This is a genomic window from Tabrizicola sp. (assembly GCF_022842145.1).
Classification (GTDB): domain Bacteria; phylum Pseudomonadota; class Alphaproteobacteria; order Rhodobacterales; family Rhodobacteraceae; genus Tabrizicola.
Genome location: NZ_JALHQD010000001.1, coordinates 437,765 through 455,232, shown reverse-complemented (window position 1 = coordinate 455,232; position 17,468 = coordinate 437,765). Strand labels below are relative to the sequence as shown.

Genomic DNA, 17,468 nt, shown 5'->3' with positions numbered 1-17,468 from the left:
GTGCGTATTACCGGAAATTGAGCGCAGAACATTCGCAAGTACGCTGTAACCGCGCTGAACTTCCCCAAGAAATCCCACCCGATGCGCCATATCTTCCACGGCAATGCAACTGCTGGATGGATGGATCAGATGAAGGTCGTGGTGCTGGGCGCGGGCGTGATCGGGGTGACTTCGGCCTGGTATCTGGCAAAGGCCGGGCACGAGGTCACGGTCATCGACCGCCAGCCCGCCGCGGCGCTGGAGACCTCCTTCGCCAATGCGGGCGAGATCAGCCCCGGCTATTCCTCGCCCTGGGCGGCCCCCGGCATTCCGATGAAGGCGTTGAAGTGGATGTTCATGGAACATGCTCCGCTGATCATCCAGCCGCGTCCGGACTGGGCGAAACTGTCGTGGATGGCGCGGATGCTGATGAACTGCACCGCCGAAGCCTATGCGGTGAACAAGTCGCGCATGGTGCGGCTGGCCGAATACTCCCGCGACTGCCTGATGGAACTGCGCGCCGAAACCGGGATCTCCTACGATGAACGCACGCAAGGCACGCTGCAGCTTTTCCGCACTGAAAAGCAGGTTGCGGCGGCGGCAAAGGACATCGCGGTCCTGAAGGCCGATGGCGTCCCGTTCGAGGTGCTGGACGCCGACGCCTGCGTCGCAGCCGAGCCGGGCCTCGCCGGGGCCAGGGACAAGATCGCTGGCGGGTTGCGGCTTCCGGGCGACGAAACTGGTGACTGCTTCAAGTTCACCCAAAGCCTGGCCGACATGGCAAAGGCTCTGGGCGTCACGTTCCGCCACGGGGTTTCCATCGACCGGCTGGAAGCCTCGATGGGCCGGATCACCGCCGTCCATACCTCGGAAGGCCGCGTCACGGCGGATGCCTTCGTGGTCGCCCTGGGCTCGTATTCGCCCATGCTGGTGCGTGAGTTCGGGATCAAGCTGCCGGTCTACCCGGTCAAGGGATATTCCATCACCGTGCCGATTGTGGACGAGAGCCGCGCCCCGGTGTCGACCGTGATGGACGAGACGCACAAGATCGCCATCACCCGGCTTGGCGACCGCATCCGCGTCGGTGGCATGGCGGAAATCGCCGGGTTCGACACCAGCCTGTCGCCGAAGCGGCGGGCCACGCTGACCCACTCGGTCCAGGACCTGTTCGGTGGCGCGGGCGACCAGTCCCAGGCGAAGTTCTGGAGCGGCCTGCGCCCAATGACGCCGGACGGCACGCCCATCGTCGGACGGTCTCCGATCCAGAACCTGTTCCTGAACACCGGCCACGGCACGCTGGGCTGGACGATGGCGGCGGGCTCGGGCCGGGTTCTGGCCGACATCGTCAGCGGCCATCGGACCCAGATCGACGCTGCCGACCTTGGCCACGCCCGCTATCTGCGCGACGGAAGCAAGGGTCGTCGCCCCCAGTCCGGACTGCCGGTTCCGGCCTGACGGGCACCCACTTCACTAACTCGCGGTTGCATCCCGGATTGCCGGCTCCCGGTTGTGGCGAGCCCGATTACCCACTGGATTGAAACGCAATTTCGGCGCACACTCGGCGTCAAGCATCGCAGCGGGGAATGCAGTGGTGACAGCTGGGCGGAATGGACTGATCGATTACGGCCGGTTCCTGGCAGCCCTCGGGTTTGTCTGGTTCTTCAGTCAGGCGCCCGGCAACCGGATCGCCTATCTGTCGGTGCCCTTCCTGCTTGTGATCCTGACCCTGCCCATCACGGGGACCGTCGCCTCCAAGGCGCGGCGGCTGCTGATCCCCTTCGCCATCTGGTCGCTGGTCTTCGGGATCGTGCAGACGGCACTGGCGCTGAAGGCCCACGCGCCACCCCTGGGCTGGTGGGAGGATTACATGATCCTCACCGGCACCTGGTCGCATCTGTGGGTCCTGCCCTTCGCTTTCCTTGCCTCTGTGCTGGCGCCCTGGTTCCAGCACCCGTTGGCCTCGCTTGGAACCGCGCTGGTCGTGGCGCTGTTCATGTCCATCGAAGGCACGCCCGAAGCCGTTCCCTTCGGCCTGTGGAGCTTTGGCATCCTGCCGATCCTGGTCGGGATCGCCTTCTTTGCCTGGGGCTGGCGGCTGGCGGTGGTGACGCTGCTGCTCAGTTCCGCCATCCTGTTCATCGGTCGACCTGCGCCGGACAATGCCACGATCCTGCTCGGGACGGCACTTGCACTTTTGTGCATGGCGATCCGCCTGCCGGCCACCACCACCTCGGACTGGTGCGGCCGGATGTCGACGTGGATCATCCTGTCGCATCCGCTGGCGATCATCGTCGGGCAATCGCTGCGGATCACCTATATCGAGCTTGCACTTTTCTCGGTCGTGGTGAGCGTTATCATCGCGGTTATGCTGGACGCCGCGATGCAAGGCACCCGCCGCGAACTGCTGGAGCTGTCCTGACCTGCTAAAGCCGGATCGACTGTTCGACCCGCCGCAACTGCACCCGGGCCAGTCCGGGGTTTGCACTTTCACCGTCCATCGCCACGCAAAGGAATGTCCGTGCCGCATGGGTCAGCGGGCGGATCAGCAGGACCTGGCGGCCAAGGGTGACCAGAATGTCCTCGACGCGGTCGTCGACAAGCTCCATCGCCCGCACGGTGGCGCGGCCCAGCCCCACGGCGGCGGCCATGACCGCTTCGGTATCGTGCCGCCGGTCGTCCTGTTCGGCGGCCAGCACATGCCCTGTTGCACTGTCCACCAGCCAGGCACCAGCAAAGCCGCTGGTCCGGCGCAGGCTGGAGATGTCGACGTCATTGCCGCGCAGGAAGGTGCGGCGCGGGCGGACCGGCTGCGGCGCCGATAGGGGTTCCGGGAAGGCGACGCGGGCCACGGTCTCACCAGGTGCCATGGTCGGCACCAGACGGCGCAGAAGCACCACCTTGCGATCCTTCGGCTCTGGCTGCGGCAGCTTTTGCTGCCAGTCCGCGGCCGACTGGAACCGGGCAGAGGCCACGACCGCCATCGCCCGGTCGATGCTTTCCAGAAACCCGGTCGGATAGCCCGTGATCCGGCCCGCCAGCGGGCGGCAGGGGTCCGGCCGCTTTTCCGCCAGCGCCGAGAGGCGGCTTTGGCAGTCCTTCGGCGCCTCGCGGGTGATCGCATGGTACAACGACGCGCCCAGCGAATAGATGTCGCTCCAGGGTCCCGAATTGCCCGCAGCCGTATAGAGCTCGTGCGGCGAGTAGCCGTCCTTCACCACGCTGAGACCCGAATACTTCTGCGCCTCGCCTGCCGCACTGCGCCGCGCCGCGCCGAAGTCGATCAGGATCGGCTCGCCTTCCGGGGTCAGGAAGATGTTGTCCGGCGAGATGTCGCAATGAAGCAGCCCCCGCCCATGGATGTACCCGATGGCCGAAACCAACTTGCCCGCGATCGACACGATCTGGTCGGGCGTCAGCGCGCGCTTGCCTTCGTCGATGATCTCCAGCAGGTCGTGGCCCCGGATATGATCCATCGCCATATAGGCGGTATCATTGTCCTCGAACACCTGATGCACGCCGACGATGTTCGGGTGCGTCAGCAAAGCCAGGCTCCGCGCCTCGTTCAGGAAGCTTTTCACGATCCGCTGCATCTGGTCGCGCGTGCCCTGTGACCGCGCGCGAACCCGGCTGTCGGTGCGGCGGCAGAAGCTGCTGGAAAAGCACTCCTTGATCACGACATCCCGGTCCAGACTGTCCTTGGCCAGATAGGTGATCCCGAACCCGCCGCTGTTGATGAATCGGGTGATCCGGTACTGGCCGTGGAACAGCGACGTGCCGGGCAGAAGCTCGTCGCTATAGGCGGAACGGGTCAACGTATCCGAGGTATCGAATGCCATGTTCCACGGGCCCCCTAGCCCAAGACGCACCTGCCGGCCCCCACTGCAGCACAATGTCGATTCTGTGGCGAAAACCGGACACGATTTACAACTCTAGGTTGTGGTCGGATTGGGGCCGGATTGAGGCGCGATTGTGGTCGAAATGCCCAAATGATTAAGGGCCTGCCCGAACTGACCAGGAAGTTCCCTGCAGGGTCAACATTTGGTCAATCCCCCCGGGCCCGCCGCCACCAAGGGTCGTCACCGGCCATCAGAGCGGACACAGGTCAGCCTGTTCGAGACCCGCGAAGGCAAGTCAGCGGTGAAGACGCTAGGATGAAGCAGTCCGGTTTGGAACCGCGCCCTACCGCTCCTCGATCAGGATCTCGCGCTTGCCGACGTGGTTGGCGCGGGTGACCACGCCTTCCTCTTCCATCTGCTCCACCAGACGCGCGGCCTTGTTGTAGCCGATGCCCAGTTTCCGCTGGATGTAGCTGGTCGAGCACTTCCGGTCCTTCGCCACGATGGCGACGGCCTGGTCATACAGCGTGTCGTCGCCTTCCGAGTTCAGGCCCAGCACCGCGTCGATCTCGTTGTCGCGCTCGTCGTCCACGCTTTCGACGACGCCCGACATGTAGACCGGCGGCCCGAAGGACTTGAGGTGGTTGACGATCTCCTCCACTTCCTCGTCCGAAACGAAAGGCCCGTGGATACGGGTGATCTTCGCCCCGTTGCCCATGTAAAGCATGTCGCCCGCGCCCAGAAGCTGCTCCGCGCCCTGCTCGCCAAGGATGGTCCGCGAGTCGATCTTCGAGGTCACCTGGAAGGAGATCCGCGTCGGGAAGTTCGCCTTGATCGTGCCGGTGATCACGTCCACCGACGGCCGCTGCGTCGCCATGATCAGGTGGATACCGGAAGCCCGCGCCATCTGCGCCAGGCGCTGGATGCAGGCTTCAATTTCCTTGCCCGCGACCATCATCAGGTCTGCCATCTCGTCCACGATGACGACGATATAGGGGAAGGGCTGGGGCGCGAATTCCTCGGTCTCGAAGATCGGATCGCCGGTTTCCTCGTCGAACCCGGTCTGGATCGTGCGCTTGAACATCTCGTTCTTCGACAAGGCTTCACGCACCCGGCCGTTGTAACCCTCGATGTTCCGAACGCCCATCTTGGACATCTTGCGATAGCGTTCCTCCATCTCGCCCACGACCCACTTCAGGGCCACGACGGCCTTCTTCGGGTCGGTCACGACAGGCGACAGCAGATGCGGGATGCCGTCGTAGACGCTAAGTTCCAGCATCTTCGGGTCGATCATGATCAACCGGCATTCCTCGGGTGTCAGCTTGTAAAGGAGGCTCAGGATCATCGTGTTGATGGCCACCGATTTCCCCGACCCCGTGGTCCCGGCGATCAGGAGGTGAGGCATCTTCGCCAGGTTCGCCACCACCGGCTCGCCGCCGATGTCCTTGCCCAAGGCCAGCGGCAGCCGCATCTGGCTGTCGCCGAAATCGCGGGCCGACAGGATCTCGCGCAGGACCACCTTCTCGCGGTGGACGTTCGGCAGTTCGATGCCGATGACCGACCGGCCCGGAACGGTGGACACGCGGGCCGAGAGCGCTGACATGCTGCGGGCGATATCATCGGCCAGACCGATCACCCGGCTGGCTTTCAGACCGGGGGCCGGTTCCAACTCGTACATCGTCACAACCGGGCCGGGGCGGACCGCGGTGATCTCGCCCTTGACGCCATAGTCGTCTAGAACGCTTTCCAGCATCCGGGCGTTCTCTTCCAGCGCCTCGTCGGACAACTGGTTGCCCTGCACCTTGATCGGGGCCGACAGCAGGTTCAGCGGCGGCAATTCATAGACCTGCACCGGTTCCTCGAACCGAAGCGCGGGCTGGCTTTCCGCCACGGCCTGCCGCGACGGGGCGGGCTTCTTCACCGCATGCTGCACCACGGCCTTGCGGTCCGGGGCAAAACCCAGCGGGCGGATCGGAGGCAACTCATCCTCCAGTTCCTCCAGCGGGTAATCGTCCAGGTCGTCCTGATCGTCCCAGGACGCTTCTTCGGTAAAGGCGAGCGGTTCGTCCTCCTCGACCTCCGGCTCCCAGGCTGGGGCGGCGACGGACAGGGCGGTCCGGGGCAGGGGCCGCGTGTCGGCCATCAGCACGACTGGCCCCTTGGGACGCATCACCGGAGGCTCGACCCGGGCGGCGGTCGGCAGTGGCGGCGGGGCGACCGGGAAGTCGGGTGTCCGCATAACGCGGGTGCGGATCACGTCGGAAATCCGCGCCTTGATCCGGTCTTCCTGCGGCATCGAGGCGTCCCAGGTCGGCTCGATCTCGATCAATTCCGGTTCGGGCTGCGCCTTGCGACGCAGCCGCTCCAGAAGACCCAGCTTCTCCTTCACCGGGGCGGGCGCATACTCCGGTTCGGGCGCATAGCGCGGCTCCGACCGCAGCGAGGCAGGCATCGCCCGCGCAGGTGCGGCCCGCAGCGGCTCGGGTGCCATCGCGCCGGTGACGGGCGGCATCACCCGGCGTTGAGGCGCAGCGCCCTGTCCCATCGCGACCGGCGGTTCATAGCGCGCCGCGGCCACGCTGGCCTGCCGCGCCCGTGCCCGGTCCTGCAGGGCCGCCGCGCCATGCAACGCCCCGCGCGCGCCATAGCCAAGGCCCTGACGCAGCGCGGCATAGCCCATGATCGACCCCAGAAGCAGGAAGCGCTGGATCGCCTTCAGCTCCTCCATGTCGAAGCCGGTGACGAACAGCATCATCGTGATCAGGCCGCCGAAGGTCACCAGCGACAGGAACTTCAGCCCGAACCCGGCCGACCCCGGAATGACCCCGATCAGCGACCCCGTGACCGTGTCGCCGAACAACCCGCCCAGCCCGAAAGTGTGGGTCCAGGTATCCCCCGGCACCAGCGTCGCGCAATGCACCGCCGCGAAGGCCACCGCGATCACCGCAAAGACCACCCGGCCCACCGCGCGCTCACCGCCGCGGTGGATCATGAAGCGCACGCCCCAGGCCAGGAAGATCAGCGGGATCGTCCAGGACCCCTTGCCGATCAGGATGATCAGGGTCGAGGCCAGGGCCGCCCCGAACCGCCCGAACATGTTCTGCGCCGGTTCCTCGGTCGCCACCATCCAGCCCGGGTCCTCGGGCGAATAGCTCCACAGCATCAGCGTGAAGGCAAACGCCACCAAGACCAGAACCAGCCCCAGAAGCTCGCGCCCCCGGCGTTCCAGCATTGCCTGCGTGCCCTGGTCCAGAAGCGGATCGCGCTGCCGTGCCTGATAGGAAGCCATTCGTCCCTCACTTACCCGTAGATACAGTCGCGAAGCAAAGTCAGCCCGCGCTGCGTTTCTTCTTGCGGGGCCACAAGGGCCACGCGGATATATCCCTTGCCGGGGTTTTGCCCTCCGGCATCGCGCGAGAGGTAACCGCCGGGCAGAACCCGCACCCCCGTCTCGCGCCACAATTTGATGGCCGCTGCCTCGCCATCCTCGACCGGCAGCCACAGAAAGAACCCGCCCCCCGGCGCCTGATAGCCCTGCAGCCCGGCGAAGATCCGGTCCGCATCGCGGAACTTCTGCTGATAAAGCGCACGCGACGCCTCGACGTGCGCCTCGTCCTGCCAGCAGGCCTCGGCCACCCGCTGCAAGGGCAGGGGCAGCGGAGCACCCGCAAACGCGCGCAACTGCCGGATGCGCAGCATCGACTCCGGCCCCGCCGCGACGAAGCCCGACCGCAAGCCTGGCAGGTTCGACCGTTTTGACAGCGAATGGAACACCACCGCCCGCTCCGGGTCCGCGCCCTGCTGGGCCGCAACCTGCAACAGGCCGGGGGGAGGCGTCTCGCGCCAGATTTCCGAATAGCACTCGTCCGCCAGCACCCTGAAGTCGTGCTTCTCGGCCAAGGCCAGCAGGTCCGCCAGATATTCCTTCGACGCCACAGCCCCCTGAGGGTTCGCGGGCGAGCAGATATAGGCCAGCGCCACCCGGTTCAGCACCTCGGCGGGCAGGCTGCCATAGTCGGGCAGGAAGTCGGTGGCGGCGGTCGCTGGCACATAGACTGGCTCGGCCCCGACGGTCAGCGCCGCGACTGCATAGACCTGGTAGAACGGGTTCGGCATCAACACGACCGGCTTCTGGCCGTTCTTCGTCTCGGGACACAGCGCGATGCAGGCGTTGAACAACCCCTCCCGCGTGCCGTTCAGCACCATCAGCCGGTCTTCGGCCAGCGTCACGCCATAGCGCCGCCCAACCCAGCCCGAGATGGCCGCCAGCAGCTCCGGCGTCCCGTCGTTCGGCGGGTAGACGGCAAAGCCCGAAAGGTTGGCCGCAAGGATGGCCCCGACGAACTCCGGCATCGCGTGCCGAGGCTCGCCGATGGTCATGGCGATGGGGGTGCCGCCGGGCGCATATGCGTCCAGAAGCTTCCGCAGACGCGGAAACGCATAGTCTGGCAGGTTCGAAAACCGCTCAGGAAACGCCATGACTGCCTCGATCGCGGGGTCTAAGCGCCCCGGTTTCCCGAACGATAGCCAGTCACGCGCGAGAGGTCCACAAAAAACCCTTCGCAGTGAGAGGGTTGAGATCACCTGTGGCTTTTGCGCTTTGACCGGGAAGGTGGGCGAATCGCCCACCCTACCGGGCGGTGCACTTATGCCGACTTGACCAGTTGCACCGTGACAGCGGCATAGAACATTGCGCTCGCCGCCAGGACGCAGAGATGCCAGATCGTGTAGTGAAACGGCAGCCTTTCCCAGACGCAGAACCCGACGCCCACCGTGTAAAGCACCCCACCAAGCGTGATCAGCACCATCACGGGCGGTGACAGCACGGCGAACAGCGCTCCACCCCCGACCAGCCCGGCCCATCCCATCCCCAAGGCCAGCGCGATGGCCGCCAGCTTCAGTCGGTCGGGCGCAAAGGCCCGCATCGCGGCCCCGGTCAGGGCAGCGACCCACAGCCCTACCAGCAGCCCCTCGGCATCGGCCCCCGACAGCAGCACGAACGGAGTGTAGGTCGCCGCGATCAGGCACAGGATCGCGGTATGGTCGAGGCTGCGAAAGATGCGCCGGAGCCTTGGGTGCCTGGTCAGATGAAACAGCGCCGAGAAGACCAGCATGGTCAGCAGGGCCACTCCGTAAACCGCGGTCGCCGCAATCGCGGGGGCATCGCCATGCAAGCTAATCGCCAGGACGATCAGGATCGGCACGCCGATCAGCGCAGCCCCGATCCCCAAGGCATGGACGACCGCGTCGCTGCGGCGCTCGGCGGATGAGTATTCGTGGCGTTGGGTCAAAAGCAGCATCGGGCCAGTATAGCGGATATTCGGGTGCCTTGCCCCCGGGCCTAGCGCAGCGGCACGATTTCGCGCAAGGGATCACCGCCGTCGATGAAAAGCCGTGCGCCGGGCACAAGGGCGGACCGGATGCACTCCAGCGCCCGCCGCTCGATCTCGGGATGCCTCCCGTCCAGGGCACCGACCCGCATCGCGAAAGCAAGGTCGAACGGCGTCTCGCCGTCGTCCAGCGTGAAGTGCTCCACCGCGCAGTGCCTGACCATCATGCTGCCCGCCGCAATCTCGGCGACCGACGCGGCCTTGGCCTGCGCGACGGCGCGCGCCGATCGGTCGATCGCCAGGATCATGCCCGGCACAACCCGCGCAGCTACCAGCCGTGCGGCCACGCCCGGTCCGCAGCCGATCTCCAGCACGCGCAGACCGGGACGCAGCGGCAAGGCCGCGACGAAGTGACGGATCCGGTCCGACGCGCGCATCGTCAGGCACCCGATTTCGGGTCTTCCACATTGGCGCGAAAGGCCACCTCGAATGCGGCCTTCTTCGCCCCATCCGCCTCGGTCTGGTTCTGCGCCACCCAATCGGCATAGGGCATCCCGTAGACCACTTCGCGCGCTTCATCCTTGGTCATCGACAGCCCACGCTCCGCCGCCGCTTCCTGATACCAGCGCGACAGGCAGTTCCGGCAGAACCCGCCAAGGTTCATCAGGTCGATGTTCTGCACATCCGGGCGCTTGACCATCAGGTGATGCACCAGTGCACGGAAGGCGGCGGCTTCAAGCTCGGTTCGGGTCTGCGGGTCCATGGCGGTCTCCTTCACCCCGAATGGTGGGCGGGGCCGTGGGTCAGGTCAAGGGCTCCCGGAGGGGTCGCGGCGACCAGACGATCCTCGCTGCCAGGATCGGTCGGGTAGCGAAACGGACCGGATTGACGATCCAGGGCAGGATCGCCACGTCCCGCTCGCTGCTTTGACGCTGGCCCACCTTACGGCTTCACGCCTCAAGGTCGGCCAGGGCGGCAGTCAGGATCGGCGCCAGCCGTGCAGCCCAGTGGGCCTGCTCGCCGGGCGTTCCGATCAGGTCATTGCGCAGTTCGACCAGCGTGTTGTGCCGCCCCAGACGCAAGGCATGGCGGTCGATTGCATCCCCCGGAAGGTGGCCCGAATAGGGCTCGTTATCTCCGATGCACAGGTCGGTTTCGGCCTGCAATCGCGCGATCAGTGGTCTGGAAAATCTGTCGTCCAGATGGGAATAAAGCACTCCCACGTGCCAGGGACGGGCCGACCGCCCGCGCAGACAGGGCGTGAAGGAATGTACCGCCACGATCACCCGGTCCGGCCGAAGGGCCGCTAACCGGGCGTAAGCGGCGTGATAGGGCCGGTAAAGCCGGTCCAGCCGCTCCTCCACCCCCTCGGCCGTGATGTGCCGGTTCGTCGGGATGATCGTGCCGTCATAAAGCTTCATCACCAGCGTCGGATCGTCCTCGCCCCGGTTCGGGTCGATCACCAGGCGGCTGAAGTCCGACATCAGGACCGGACTGTCCAGCATCCGCCCCAGCTCCGACGCCACTCCCGCCGCCCCGACATCCCAGGCGATGTGGCGCGCCATGTCCTCGGCCGGGATGCCAAGATCGCCGCCGCCCACCCAAGTTGGCACCCGGTTCGACGCATGGTCGCAGGTCACCAGCCAGCGGCCCTTGCGGTCTTCACCCTCGATCCTGAACGCCACGTCGCACTCCTTCTCGCCTGCCGCGCTGTTTTACGGTCGCCGCCCGCCCGATGCCAGCGATGAGCGAGCGGCAGCGACAGGAAGAGTGTTCTGCCCAAAACCGGGCGTTGCGGGACGGCCAGAGTTGCGCCATAAGGCACGCGGCCCACATGAACCGGAATTTATCAGCAGGAGGATGGCGATGCGCCGTCACCGCAACGTGAAGATTGTGGCCACGCTAGGCCCCGCATCTTCGAGCTACGAGATGATCCGCGCCCTGTTCGAGGCCGGGGCCGACGTGTTTCGCCTGAACATGAGCCACGGCGTCCACGAGGACATTGCCAAGCGCCACGCGATCATCCGCCAGGTCGAAAAGGATCTTGGCCGCCCGATCGGCATCCTCGCCGATCTCCAGGGGCCGAAACTCCGCGTCGGCGTCTTTGCCAACGGGTCGGAGGAACTGGTCGAAGGCGCGGCCTTCCGCATGGACCTGTCCACCGCCCCCGGCGACGTCCACCGCGTGAACCTGCCGCACCCGGAAATCTTCGCCGCGCTGGAACCCGGAACGTCGCTGCTGGTCAACGACGGCAAGATCCGCCTGCGCGTCAACGCCTGCGGCAAGGACTTTGCCGATTGTACCGTCGAAGTCGGCGGCACGATCTCGAACCGCAAGGGCGTGAACGTCCCCGACGTCGTGCTGCCCGTGGCCGCGCTGTCGGAAAAGGACCGTGGCGACCTGGAATTCGCCTGCGAGCTTGGGATCGACTGGCTTGCCCTGTCGTTTGTGCAGCGCCCCGAGGACGTGATCGAAGCGCGCGGCCTTGCCAAGGGTCGCGCCGCCATCCTGTCCAAGATCGAAAAGCCCGCCGCGGTGAAGGCCTATGACGCCATCCTCCAGGTGTCGGACGGCATCATGGTGGCCCGTGGCGACCTTGGCGTCGAACTGCCCGTCACATCGGTCCCGCCGATCCAGAAGCGCCTGGTCCGTGGCGCGCGCGCTGCGGCCAAGCCGGTGATCGTCGCGACCCAGATGCTGGAATCGATGATCGAATCGCCGGTGCCCACCCGCGCCGAAGTATCGGACGTCGCCACCGCGATCTACGAAGGCGCGGATGCGATCATGCTGTCCGCGGAATCCGCGGCCGGCAAGTATCCGATCGAAGCCGTCCGGACGATGAACGACGTGGCGCTCAGCGTCGAGAAGGACCCGACCTTCCGCTCGGTCATCGAGGCCAGCCGCCAGGTCCGCCGCGAATCGGTGGCCGACGGCATCGTCGCCGCCGCCCGCGAAATCGCCGAGGCGACGAACATCAAGGCGATCTGCTGCTTCTCCCAGACCGGCACCACCGCCGCGCTGGTGGCCCGAGAACGTCCGCATGTCCCGATCATCGCGCTGACGCCGTTGATGTCCACCGCCCGCCGGATGGCCCTGACCTGGGGCGCGCATTGCGTCATCACCCCGCCGCAGGACCGCTTCAAGGGCGCTGTTCTGGCTGCGGTCAGTGCCGCACGCGCCGATGGTTTCGCGACCGAGGAAGACCAGATCGTCGTCACCGCCGGTGTGCCCTTCAACGTCAAAGGCACCACCAACATCCTGCGCGTGGCACCCTGCGACGAAAGGTTGATCTCGCGGGTCGACCCCGAGTAGCATTCGCCGGCATGGTCCAGACGGCGGGAACATCATGGATACTGATCTCGCGTTGACGGTTGGAATCCTTCTGGTGGTCCTGTCGGTGCCATCGCTGCTTTCTGCATGGGTGGAAAACCGGGCGCCGCGGCTGGGGGCTCTCATGGTCATCGGCGGCGGGGCCCTGACGATCTACGCCTTGATCACCCAGCCCGGCGGTTATGCCTTCCGCGATGTCCCCGGCGTCATGGTCAACGTCCTTGGCAGCTTCTTCAACTGACGTGCCCCCTTGCACCCTGACCGGCCTCCCCCTATAGGGGCGGCTTGATTACCCGCACGGCCGGCCCACGTGGCATGCCGAGTCGTGCCTGAAACCACGGAGATGGAAATGCCCAAGATGAAGACCAAGTCGGCGGCGAAGAAGCGTTTCAGCTTCACGGCCTCCGGTCGGGTGAAGGCCGGTCCCGCCGGCAAGCGCCACGGCATGATCAAACGCTCGGCGAAATTCGTCCGCAACACGTCCGGGACCATGATCCTGAGCGATAGCGACGCGACGATCGTCAAGAAATACATGCCGTACAACCGGTAAGGAGAGCACCCGATGTCCCGCGTCAAATCCGGTGTAGTAACGCACGCCCGCCACAAGAAAGTCATCAAGGCTGCCAAGGGCTACTACGCCGCCCGCAGCACGAACTTTCGCACCGCCACCCAGGCTGTCGACAAGGCCAACCAGTACGCCACCCGCGACCGCAAGGCCCGCAAGCGCCAGTTCCGCGCGCTGTGGATCCAGCGGATCAACGCTGCTGTCCGTCTGTTCGACGCCGAAATGACCTATTCGCGCTTCATCAACGGTCTGGCGAAAGCCGGGATCGAGGTTGACCGCAAGGTCCTCGCCGACCTCGCCGTGCACGAGCCCGAGGCGTTCAACGCCATCGCCGGCCAGGCAAAGGCCGCTCTGGTCTGATCGCCAGATCGATGACTTCCGAAAGGCCCTGCGGAAACGCGGGGCCTTTTGCATTTCAGGGGGTGAGTAGCGCCCACCTGCGGGCAGTAAAGCACATCCGTGGTTGGTGCCACGACCAGGCCCGTTGCACCTTGGCCCGGCCCCAGCGCCAGTGCGCCGACCGGCAGCCGTGACAATGACCAGACGCAGTCTGGGCATCGAAGCATTCCGCCGTTGCACGATCCCGGGGCAACGCCCCGCCGGGAACCGGGGGGCGTCCTGGTCGGTTCAAACCCTACCAATCATGAAGGCCAAGGGTATGGAAGACCACCGCGCATGGGACATCGAGGAAAGCCTGTGGACAGGCGATCCGGCCCAATATCCCAAACTGATCGACCACGAATGCCTGATGGTCGTCCCGGCCGATCCGGCAATCGTCTCCGCCGAGGCGGCGCTTCGCAGCATGTCGAAAGGCCCAAGGTGGAGTCGTGTCGCCTTTACCGACGGCCACATCGCGCGCCCCGAAAAAGGGCTTCTGGTGCTGGCTTACACCGTCCAGGCGGGCAGGGACGACGGGACGAACTACGTCGCCCGCTGCACCTCGACCTGGCGCAGGCACCGGCACGCGGATTGGCGGCTGGTCCAGCACCAGCAGTCACCGCAGGCCTAGCGGTTGAACACCCGCGAAGGGTGCAGCTCGCCGCCCCGGTAGTGACCGACGGCGACGGCCTGTCCGTTCACGCTGGCCCAGCCCTCGGTGCCCCAGTCGGCGTGGCCGATCACCTGTCCGGGGTTGCCGTTCTTCAGCCGAACCGCACCCTCCGGCGTGGCGATGAACTCCGGCAGGTCCTGCAAGCCCAGTTCCAGCGGCAGAAGGTGCGCATCCAGGGCGTCCGTCTTCGCCTCGGCGTCGATGGTGGCCAGCGTAACCCCATCCTCGACCTCGAAGGGCCCCGACCACGTCCGCCGCAGCCATTCCACGTGGCCCAGACACCCCAAAGCGGCACCAAGGTCCCGCGCGATCGACCGGACATAGCCGCCCTTGCCGCAGACCATCTCAAGATCGACGTGGTCCGCATCCGGGCGACCCAGGAAGTCCAGCCGCTCCACCCACAGGGACCGCGCGGCGAGGTCCATCGCCTCGCCCTCGCGCGCCAGATCATAGGCCCGCTCGCCATCGACCTTCACGGCAGAGTACTGCGGCGGGACCTGCATGACATCCCCCCGGAACGCCCCCAGCGCCGCTTCGACCTCGGCATCTGTGGGCCGCAGATCCGACCGCGCGATCACCTGACCCGAGGCATCGTCGGTGTCCGTGGCAGCGCCCAGCACCACCCGGAAGCGGTAGCACTTCAGCGCATCGGTGATGTAGGGGATCGTCTTCGTCGCCTCTCCCAGCGCCACGGCAAGCACGCCCGTCGCATCCGGGTCCAGCGTCCCCGCATGTCCGGCCTTCTGCGCGCCGAACGCCCATTTCACCTTGTTGACCACGGCGGTCGAGTTGACGCCTGCCGGTTTGTCCACGATCAGCCAGCCCGAAATGGCCCGGCCCTTCTTCACCCGTCCCACCGTCTATCCCTTCGGAACCACGGTGCCGACGATCGGCCCCATGGGAAAGCCGCCGTCATGCCGCCCCAGCGACGGTGCATAAAGCCGCGAGATATTGCCGTCGAAGTACAGAGCATCGGGTAAGCCAAGCGCGTCGCGGAAGAACCGCGCGAAGCTGTGGAAATTCACCGCGTCATTGGAAACCGCAAAGACCGCTCGCGCCCCGTCGCCGGAAACCCCCACGCCGTTGCGGACGTACAGGCTGTCACTGCCCGGCAGCAGTTTCGGATGCAGCTCGCCCCCGATCACCAGCATCGGCCCCGACTGCGTGGCAAAGCGGCACGCGGGACTTTCGGCTTTGAAGGTCCGGCTCTCGATCACACGAAACGTGTCGCCGATGCAGAAGACGCCATTCGGCAACAGCCCGAAGTTCCCCGGCCCGTCCCGCGTCACCAGCCGCGAGACCTCCACCCCGTCCTCGACATACAGCCCGACGGGGGCAAGATCGCGGTGATACATGCCGGCGTTCATCGCAAAGCCGAGTGTCTTGCCCTCGGCCTCCAGCGTCTCGTTCAGGCGGCGGAAGCTGCCATAGGCCCCGTCCGGGCCAGACTGGAACAGCCGCAGGTCCTCGCCCAGCGACACCTCGCACAGGGTATAAGACGCACCTTCAAAGCTGGTGTCCCGGCACTCCGACGCCTCTGCCGCCACCGGCGCCAGCAGGAAGGCCAGGGTCAGAAGCCTCATTCCTCGTCGCCCGCCTGGTCAAGATCGGCCGCGCCAAGGTCGCGCAGGACAGCGGGATCGGAAAACAGCCGCCGCGTCTCGTCCAGCCGGTCGAAGGTCTCGTCAGGGCGGAACCGCAGGTCGGGCGCGTATTTCAGCGTCAACCCGTCCACCACGCGGTGCCGAAGCTCGGCCTTGTTGCGCGCCAGTGCCGCAATCGCGCTTTCCACCGGGACGGACCCCATAAGCGGCATGACGTAGACGGTCGCGACCTTCAGGTCATTCGACATCGACACCTCGCCCACCGTGATCGACATGGCGTTCAACTCGGGGTCATGGATCTCGGCCCGGTTCAGCACATCGGCCAGCGTGCGGCGGATCAGTTCCCCCACGCGAAGCTGGCGTTGCGACGGGCCGGACCCGGTATGGCTGCGCTTGTTCGACATTCCGCCCCTTTATGCCGTTTCGCCCCGGCCCGCAACGCCGGGCTTCTCACGCCTGCGGGAACCGGCTAGGGAAGTGCCAAAGGCAGGGGGTGTGGTATGGGCAATGGTCCGGGACTGGTGGTCACAGGCGCCTCGGGGCGGATGGGCCAGACGTTGATCCGTCTGGCGCAGGCCACGGACAAGCTGCATCTCGTCGGATGCGTCGAACGCTCGGGCCACCCCTGGATCGGCCGCGACGTGGGTGACGCGATGGGCGGCGCCCCCATCGGCGTCAAGGTCACCGACGACGCGTTGGAGGCCTTCGCCAAGGCCCAGGCCGTCGTCGACTTCACCTCGCCCGCCGCCTCGGTCGAATTCGCCGCCCTCGCCGCCCAGGCCCGCGCCGTCCACGTCATCGGCACCACCGGCCTCGAACCCGACCACATCGCCCGGATCGACGCCGCCTCGCGCCACGCCACCATCATCCGCACCGGGAACATGTCGCTCGGCCTCAACCTTCTGGTCCGCATGACCCAGAAGGTCGCCGCCGCCCTGGACGCAGACTGGGACGTCGAGATCGTCGAGGCCCACCACCGCATGAAGGTGGACGCCCCCTCCGGCACCGCCCTCATGCTGGGTCAGGCCGCCGCCGACGGTCGGGGCGTCAGCCTCGACGACACCAAGGTCTCCGGCCGCGACGGGATCACCGGCGCGCGGCACAAGGGCGCCATCGGCTTCTCCGCCATCCGCGGCGGCGACATCGTCGGCGAGCACGACGTGATCTTCGCCGGCGAAGGCGAGCGCGTCATCCTCCGCCACGTCGCCACCGACCGAAGCATCTTCGCCCGTGGCGCCCTGCGCGCCGCGCTTTGGGGCCAGGGCCAGAAGCCGGGCCACTACGACATGATGGACGTCCTCGGCATCTGACTGTTGATCCGACTCGGCACTCGTGGCGTATACTCTTCCAGTTGGATCTGGGGAGATGCCATGCTTCGCCTTTTCATAGCGCTTTTGCTCGCGCTGCCGTCTGTTGCCGCTGCGGAAGTGTTCACGCCGGTCAAGGACAAAGGCCGCTTCCTCGACCTCGTCCAGAACCGTGAACTCAGGATCGGCCTCTACAACCTCTCGCTCAATGTCCTGCCCGACGGTCGTATTGCCGGATCGGCGCTTGGCTGGGACATCACGGGCAAGTGGGCGTGGGAGGACGGCTACTTCTGCCGCGAGATGGACTGGAGCGGCATGGAAATCGACTACAACTGCCAGCTGGTCGAGGCCGACGGGGGCGAGAAACTCCGCTTCACCGTGGACCAGGGCAAGGGCGACAGCGCCACGTTCCGCCTGCGCTAGGCACTTGCGCATCGGGGTGTCGCCCCGCATCGCCTGGATGCCG

General features: G+C 66.2%; 19 protein-coding genes. 9 read left to right on the top strand and 10 right to left on the bottom strand.

Features of this window, described 5'->3' with window-relative positions:
• Positions 1-30: 30 nt before the first annotated feature.
• Entirely contained in the window at positions 31-1,434 is a 1,404-nt protein-coding gene (locus tag Q0C42_RS02325; RefSeq protein ID WP_367115716.1) for a D-amino acid dehydrogenase, read from the top strand.
• Between the two features lie 136 nt (positions 1,435-1,570).
• A complete protein-coding gene (locus tag Q0C42_RS02320; RefSeq protein ID WP_295071386.1) occupies positions 1,571-2,398 on the top strand; it encodes a hypothetical protein in 828 nt (275 codons plus the stop codon).
• Between the two features lie 4 nt (positions 2,399-2,402).
• Here the strand turns inward: Q0C42_RS02320 and Q0C42_RS02315 are convergent, their stop codons facing one another.
• The 7 genes from Q0C42_RS02315 to Q0C42_RS02285 form a co-directional block, all read right to left on the bottom strand.
• Positions 2,403-3,815, bottom strand: coding sequence for a serine/threonine-protein kinase (locus tag Q0C42_RS02315; RefSeq protein ID WP_295071383.1), 1,413 nt, complete (start codon positions 3,813-3,815; stop codon positions 2,403-2,405).
• 343 nt (positions 3,816-4,158) lie between these two features.
• Positions 4,159-7,104, bottom strand: a complete 2,946-nt coding sequence (locus tag Q0C42_RS02310) for a DNA translocase FtsK (protein WP_295071381.1) — start codon at positions 7,102-7,104, stop codon at positions 4,159-4,161.
• A gap of 11 nt (positions 7,105-7,115) precedes the next feature.
• Positions 7,116-8,294: an aminotransferase class I/II-fold pyridoxal phosphate-dependent enzyme gene (locus Q0C42_RS02305; RefSeq protein ID WP_295071378.1), complete on the bottom strand. Its 1,179-nt coding sequence runs from the start codon at positions 8,292-8,294 to the stop codon at positions 7,116-7,118.
• Between the two features lie 167 nt (positions 8,295-8,461).
• A complete protein-coding gene (locus Q0C42_RS02300) occupies positions 8,462-9,115 on the bottom strand; it encodes a hemolysin III family protein (RefSeq protein WP_295071376.1) in 654 nt (217 codons plus the stop codon).
• Positions 9,116-9,156: 41 nt separating this feature from the next.
• Complete coding sequence (locus Q0C42_RS02295) at positions 9,157-9,582, bottom strand: cyclopropane-fatty-acyl-phospholipid synthase family protein (protein WP_295071373.1); 426 nt, start codon at positions 9,580-9,582, stop codon at positions 9,157-9,159.
• A 2-nt stretch (positions 9,583-9,584) separates the two neighbouring features.
• Positions 9,585-9,908, bottom strand: a complete 324-nt coding sequence (locus tag Q0C42_RS02290; RefSeq protein WP_295071370.1) for a DUF1244 domain-containing protein — start codon at positions 9,906-9,908, stop codon at positions 9,585-9,587.
• Between the two features lie 187 nt (positions 9,909-10,095).
• Complete coding sequence (locus tag Q0C42_RS02285) at positions 10,096-10,830, bottom strand: N-formylglutamate amidohydrolase (protein WP_295071367.1); 735 nt, start codon at positions 10,828-10,830, stop codon at positions 10,096-10,098.
• 181 nt (positions 10,831-11,011) lie between these two features.
• On the opposite strand from Q0C42_RS02285, the gene pyk reads away from it, so the two are divergent.
• From pyk to Q0C42_RS02260, 5 genes are all read left to right on the top strand, one after another.
• Positions 11,012-12,457 carry a pyruvate kinase gene (gene pyk, locus Q0C42_RS02280; RefSeq protein WP_295071364.1) on the top strand — a complete coding sequence of 482 codons (1,446 nt, stop codon included), beginning with the start codon at positions 11,012-11,014 and terminating at the stop codon, positions 12,455-12,457.
• 34 nt (positions 12,458-12,491) lie between these two features.
• Complete coding sequence (locus Q0C42_RS02275) at positions 12,492-12,716, top strand: hypothetical protein (protein WP_295071362.1); 225 nt, start codon at positions 12,492-12,494, stop codon at positions 12,714-12,716.
• Between the two features lie 108 nt (positions 12,717-12,824).
• Entirely contained in the window at positions 12,825-13,025 is a 201-nt protein-coding gene (gene rpmI, locus Q0C42_RS02270; protein ID WP_295071359.1) for a 50S ribosomal protein L35, read from the top strand.
• Positions 13,026-13,037: 12 nt separating this feature from the next.
• Positions 13,038-13,400, top strand: a complete 363-nt coding sequence (gene rplT, locus Q0C42_RS02265) for a 50S ribosomal protein L20 (protein ID WP_295071356.1) — start codon at positions 13,038-13,040, stop codon at positions 13,398-13,400.
• A 283-nt stretch (positions 13,401-13,683) separates the two neighbouring features.
• Positions 13,684-14,049: a DUF4440 domain-containing protein gene (locus Q0C42_RS02260; RefSeq protein ID WP_295071354.1), complete on the top strand. Its 366-nt coding sequence runs from the start codon at positions 13,684-13,686 to the stop codon at positions 14,047-14,049.
• Here the strand turns inward: Q0C42_RS02260 and truB are convergent.
• Genes truB through rbfA form a run of 3 tightly spaced genes read right to left on the bottom strand, consistent with a single transcriptional unit; the run spans position 14,046 to position 16,099 of the window.
• The gene (gene truB, locus Q0C42_RS02255; RefSeq protein ID WP_295071351.1) at positions 14,046-14,948 is read right to left on the bottom strand and encodes a tRNA pseudouridine(55) synthase TruB; all 903 of its coding nucleotides are present in this window, start codon (positions 14,946-14,948) and stop codon (positions 14,046-14,048) included. The genes Q0C42_RS02260 and truB overlap by 4 nt on opposite strands.
• A gap of 3 nt (positions 14,949-14,951) precedes the next feature.
• Entirely contained in the window at positions 14,952-15,674 is a 723-nt protein-coding gene (locus Q0C42_RS02250; protein WP_295071348.1) for a phosphodiester glycosidase family protein, read from the bottom strand.
• On the bottom strand, positions 15,671-16,099 hold the full coding sequence (gene rbfA, locus Q0C42_RS02245) for a 30S ribosome-binding factor RbfA (RefSeq protein WP_295071345.1): 429 nt from the start codon (positions 16,097-16,099) through the stop codon (positions 15,671-15,673). Before rbfA ends, Q0C42_RS02250 begins: the two co-directional genes overlap by 4 nt.
• Before the next feature lie 96 nt (positions 16,100-16,195).
• Here rbfA and dapB point away from each other — a divergent pair, with 96 nt between their 5' ends.
• Together dapB and Q0C42_RS02235 are read left to right on the top strand one after the other, a co-directional pair.
• Positions 16,196-17,005, top strand: a complete 810-nt coding sequence (dapB, locus tag Q0C42_RS02240; RefSeq protein ID WP_295071342.1) for a 4-hydroxy-tetrahydrodipicolinate reductase — start codon at positions 16,196-16,198, stop codon at positions 17,003-17,005.
• Positions 17,006-17,065: 60 nt separating this feature from the next.
• Positions 17,066-17,425, top strand: coding sequence for a dihydrodipicolinate reductase (locus tag Q0C42_RS02235; protein WP_295071341.1), 360 nt, complete (start codon positions 17,066-17,068; stop codon positions 17,423-17,425).
• The last annotated feature ends 43 nt before the right edge of the window (positions 17,426-17,468 follow it).

Bases quoted from the DNA above. Each gene is read 5' to 3' on its own strand.
- Q0C42_RS02315 (WP_295071383.1), bottom strand. From the start codon at position 3,815: ATGGCATTCGATACCTCGGATACGTTGACCCGTTCCGCCTATAGCGAC.
- Q0C42_RS02310 (WP_295071381.1), bottom strand. From the start codon at position 7,104: ATGGCTTCCTATCAGGCACGGCAGCGCGATCCGCTTCTGGACCAGGGC.
- Q0C42_RS02305 (WP_295071378.1), bottom strand. From the start codon at position 8,294: ATGGCGTTTCCTGAGCGGTTTTCGAACCTGCCAGACTATGCGTTTCCG.
- Q0C42_RS02300 (WP_295071376.1), bottom strand. From the start codon at position 9,115: ATGCTGCTTTTGACCCAACGCCACGAATACTCATCCGCCGAGCGCCGC.
- Q0C42_RS02295 (WP_295071373.1), bottom strand. From the start codon at position 9,582: ATGCGCGCGTCGGACCGGATCCGTCACTTCGTCGCGGCCTTGCCGCTG.
- Q0C42_RS02290 (WP_295071370.1), bottom strand. From the start codon at position 9,908: ATGGACCCGCAGACCCGAACCGAGCTTGAAGCCGCCGCCTTCCGTGCA.
- pyk (WP_295071364.1), top strand. From the start codon at position 11,012: ATGCGCCGTCACCGCAACGTGAAGATTGTGGCCACGCTAGGCCCCGCA.
- Q0C42_RS02275 (WP_295071362.1), top strand. From the start codon at position 12,492: ATGGATACTGATCTCGCGTTGACGGTTGGAATCCTTCTGGTGGTCCTG.
- rpmI (WP_295071359.1), top strand. From the start codon at position 12,825: ATGCCCAAGATGAAGACCAAGTCGGCGGCGAAGAAGCGTTTCAGCTTC.
- rplT (WP_295071356.1), top strand. From the start codon at position 13,038: ATGTCCCGCGTCAAATCCGGTGTAGTAACGCACGCCCGCCACAAGAAA.
- Q0C42_RS02260 (WP_295071354.1), top strand. From the start codon at position 13,684: ATGAAGGCCAAGGGTATGGAAGACCACCGCGCATGGGACATCGAGGAA.
- Q0C42_RS02250 (WP_295071348.1), bottom strand. From the start codon at position 15,674: ATGAGGCTTCTGACCCTGGCCTTCCTGCTGGCGCCGGTGGCGGCAGAG.
- rbfA (WP_295071345.1), bottom strand. From the start codon at position 16,099: ATGTCGAACAAGCGCAGCCATACCGGGTCCGGCCCGTCGCAACGCCAG.
- dapB (WP_295071342.1), top strand. From the start codon at position 16,196: ATGGGCAATGGTCCGGGACTGGTGGTCACAGGCGCCTCGGGGCGGATG.
- Q0C42_RS02235 (WP_295071341.1), top strand. From the start codon at position 17,066: ATGCTTCGCCTTTTCATAGCGCTTTTGCTCGCGCTGCCGTCTGTTGCC.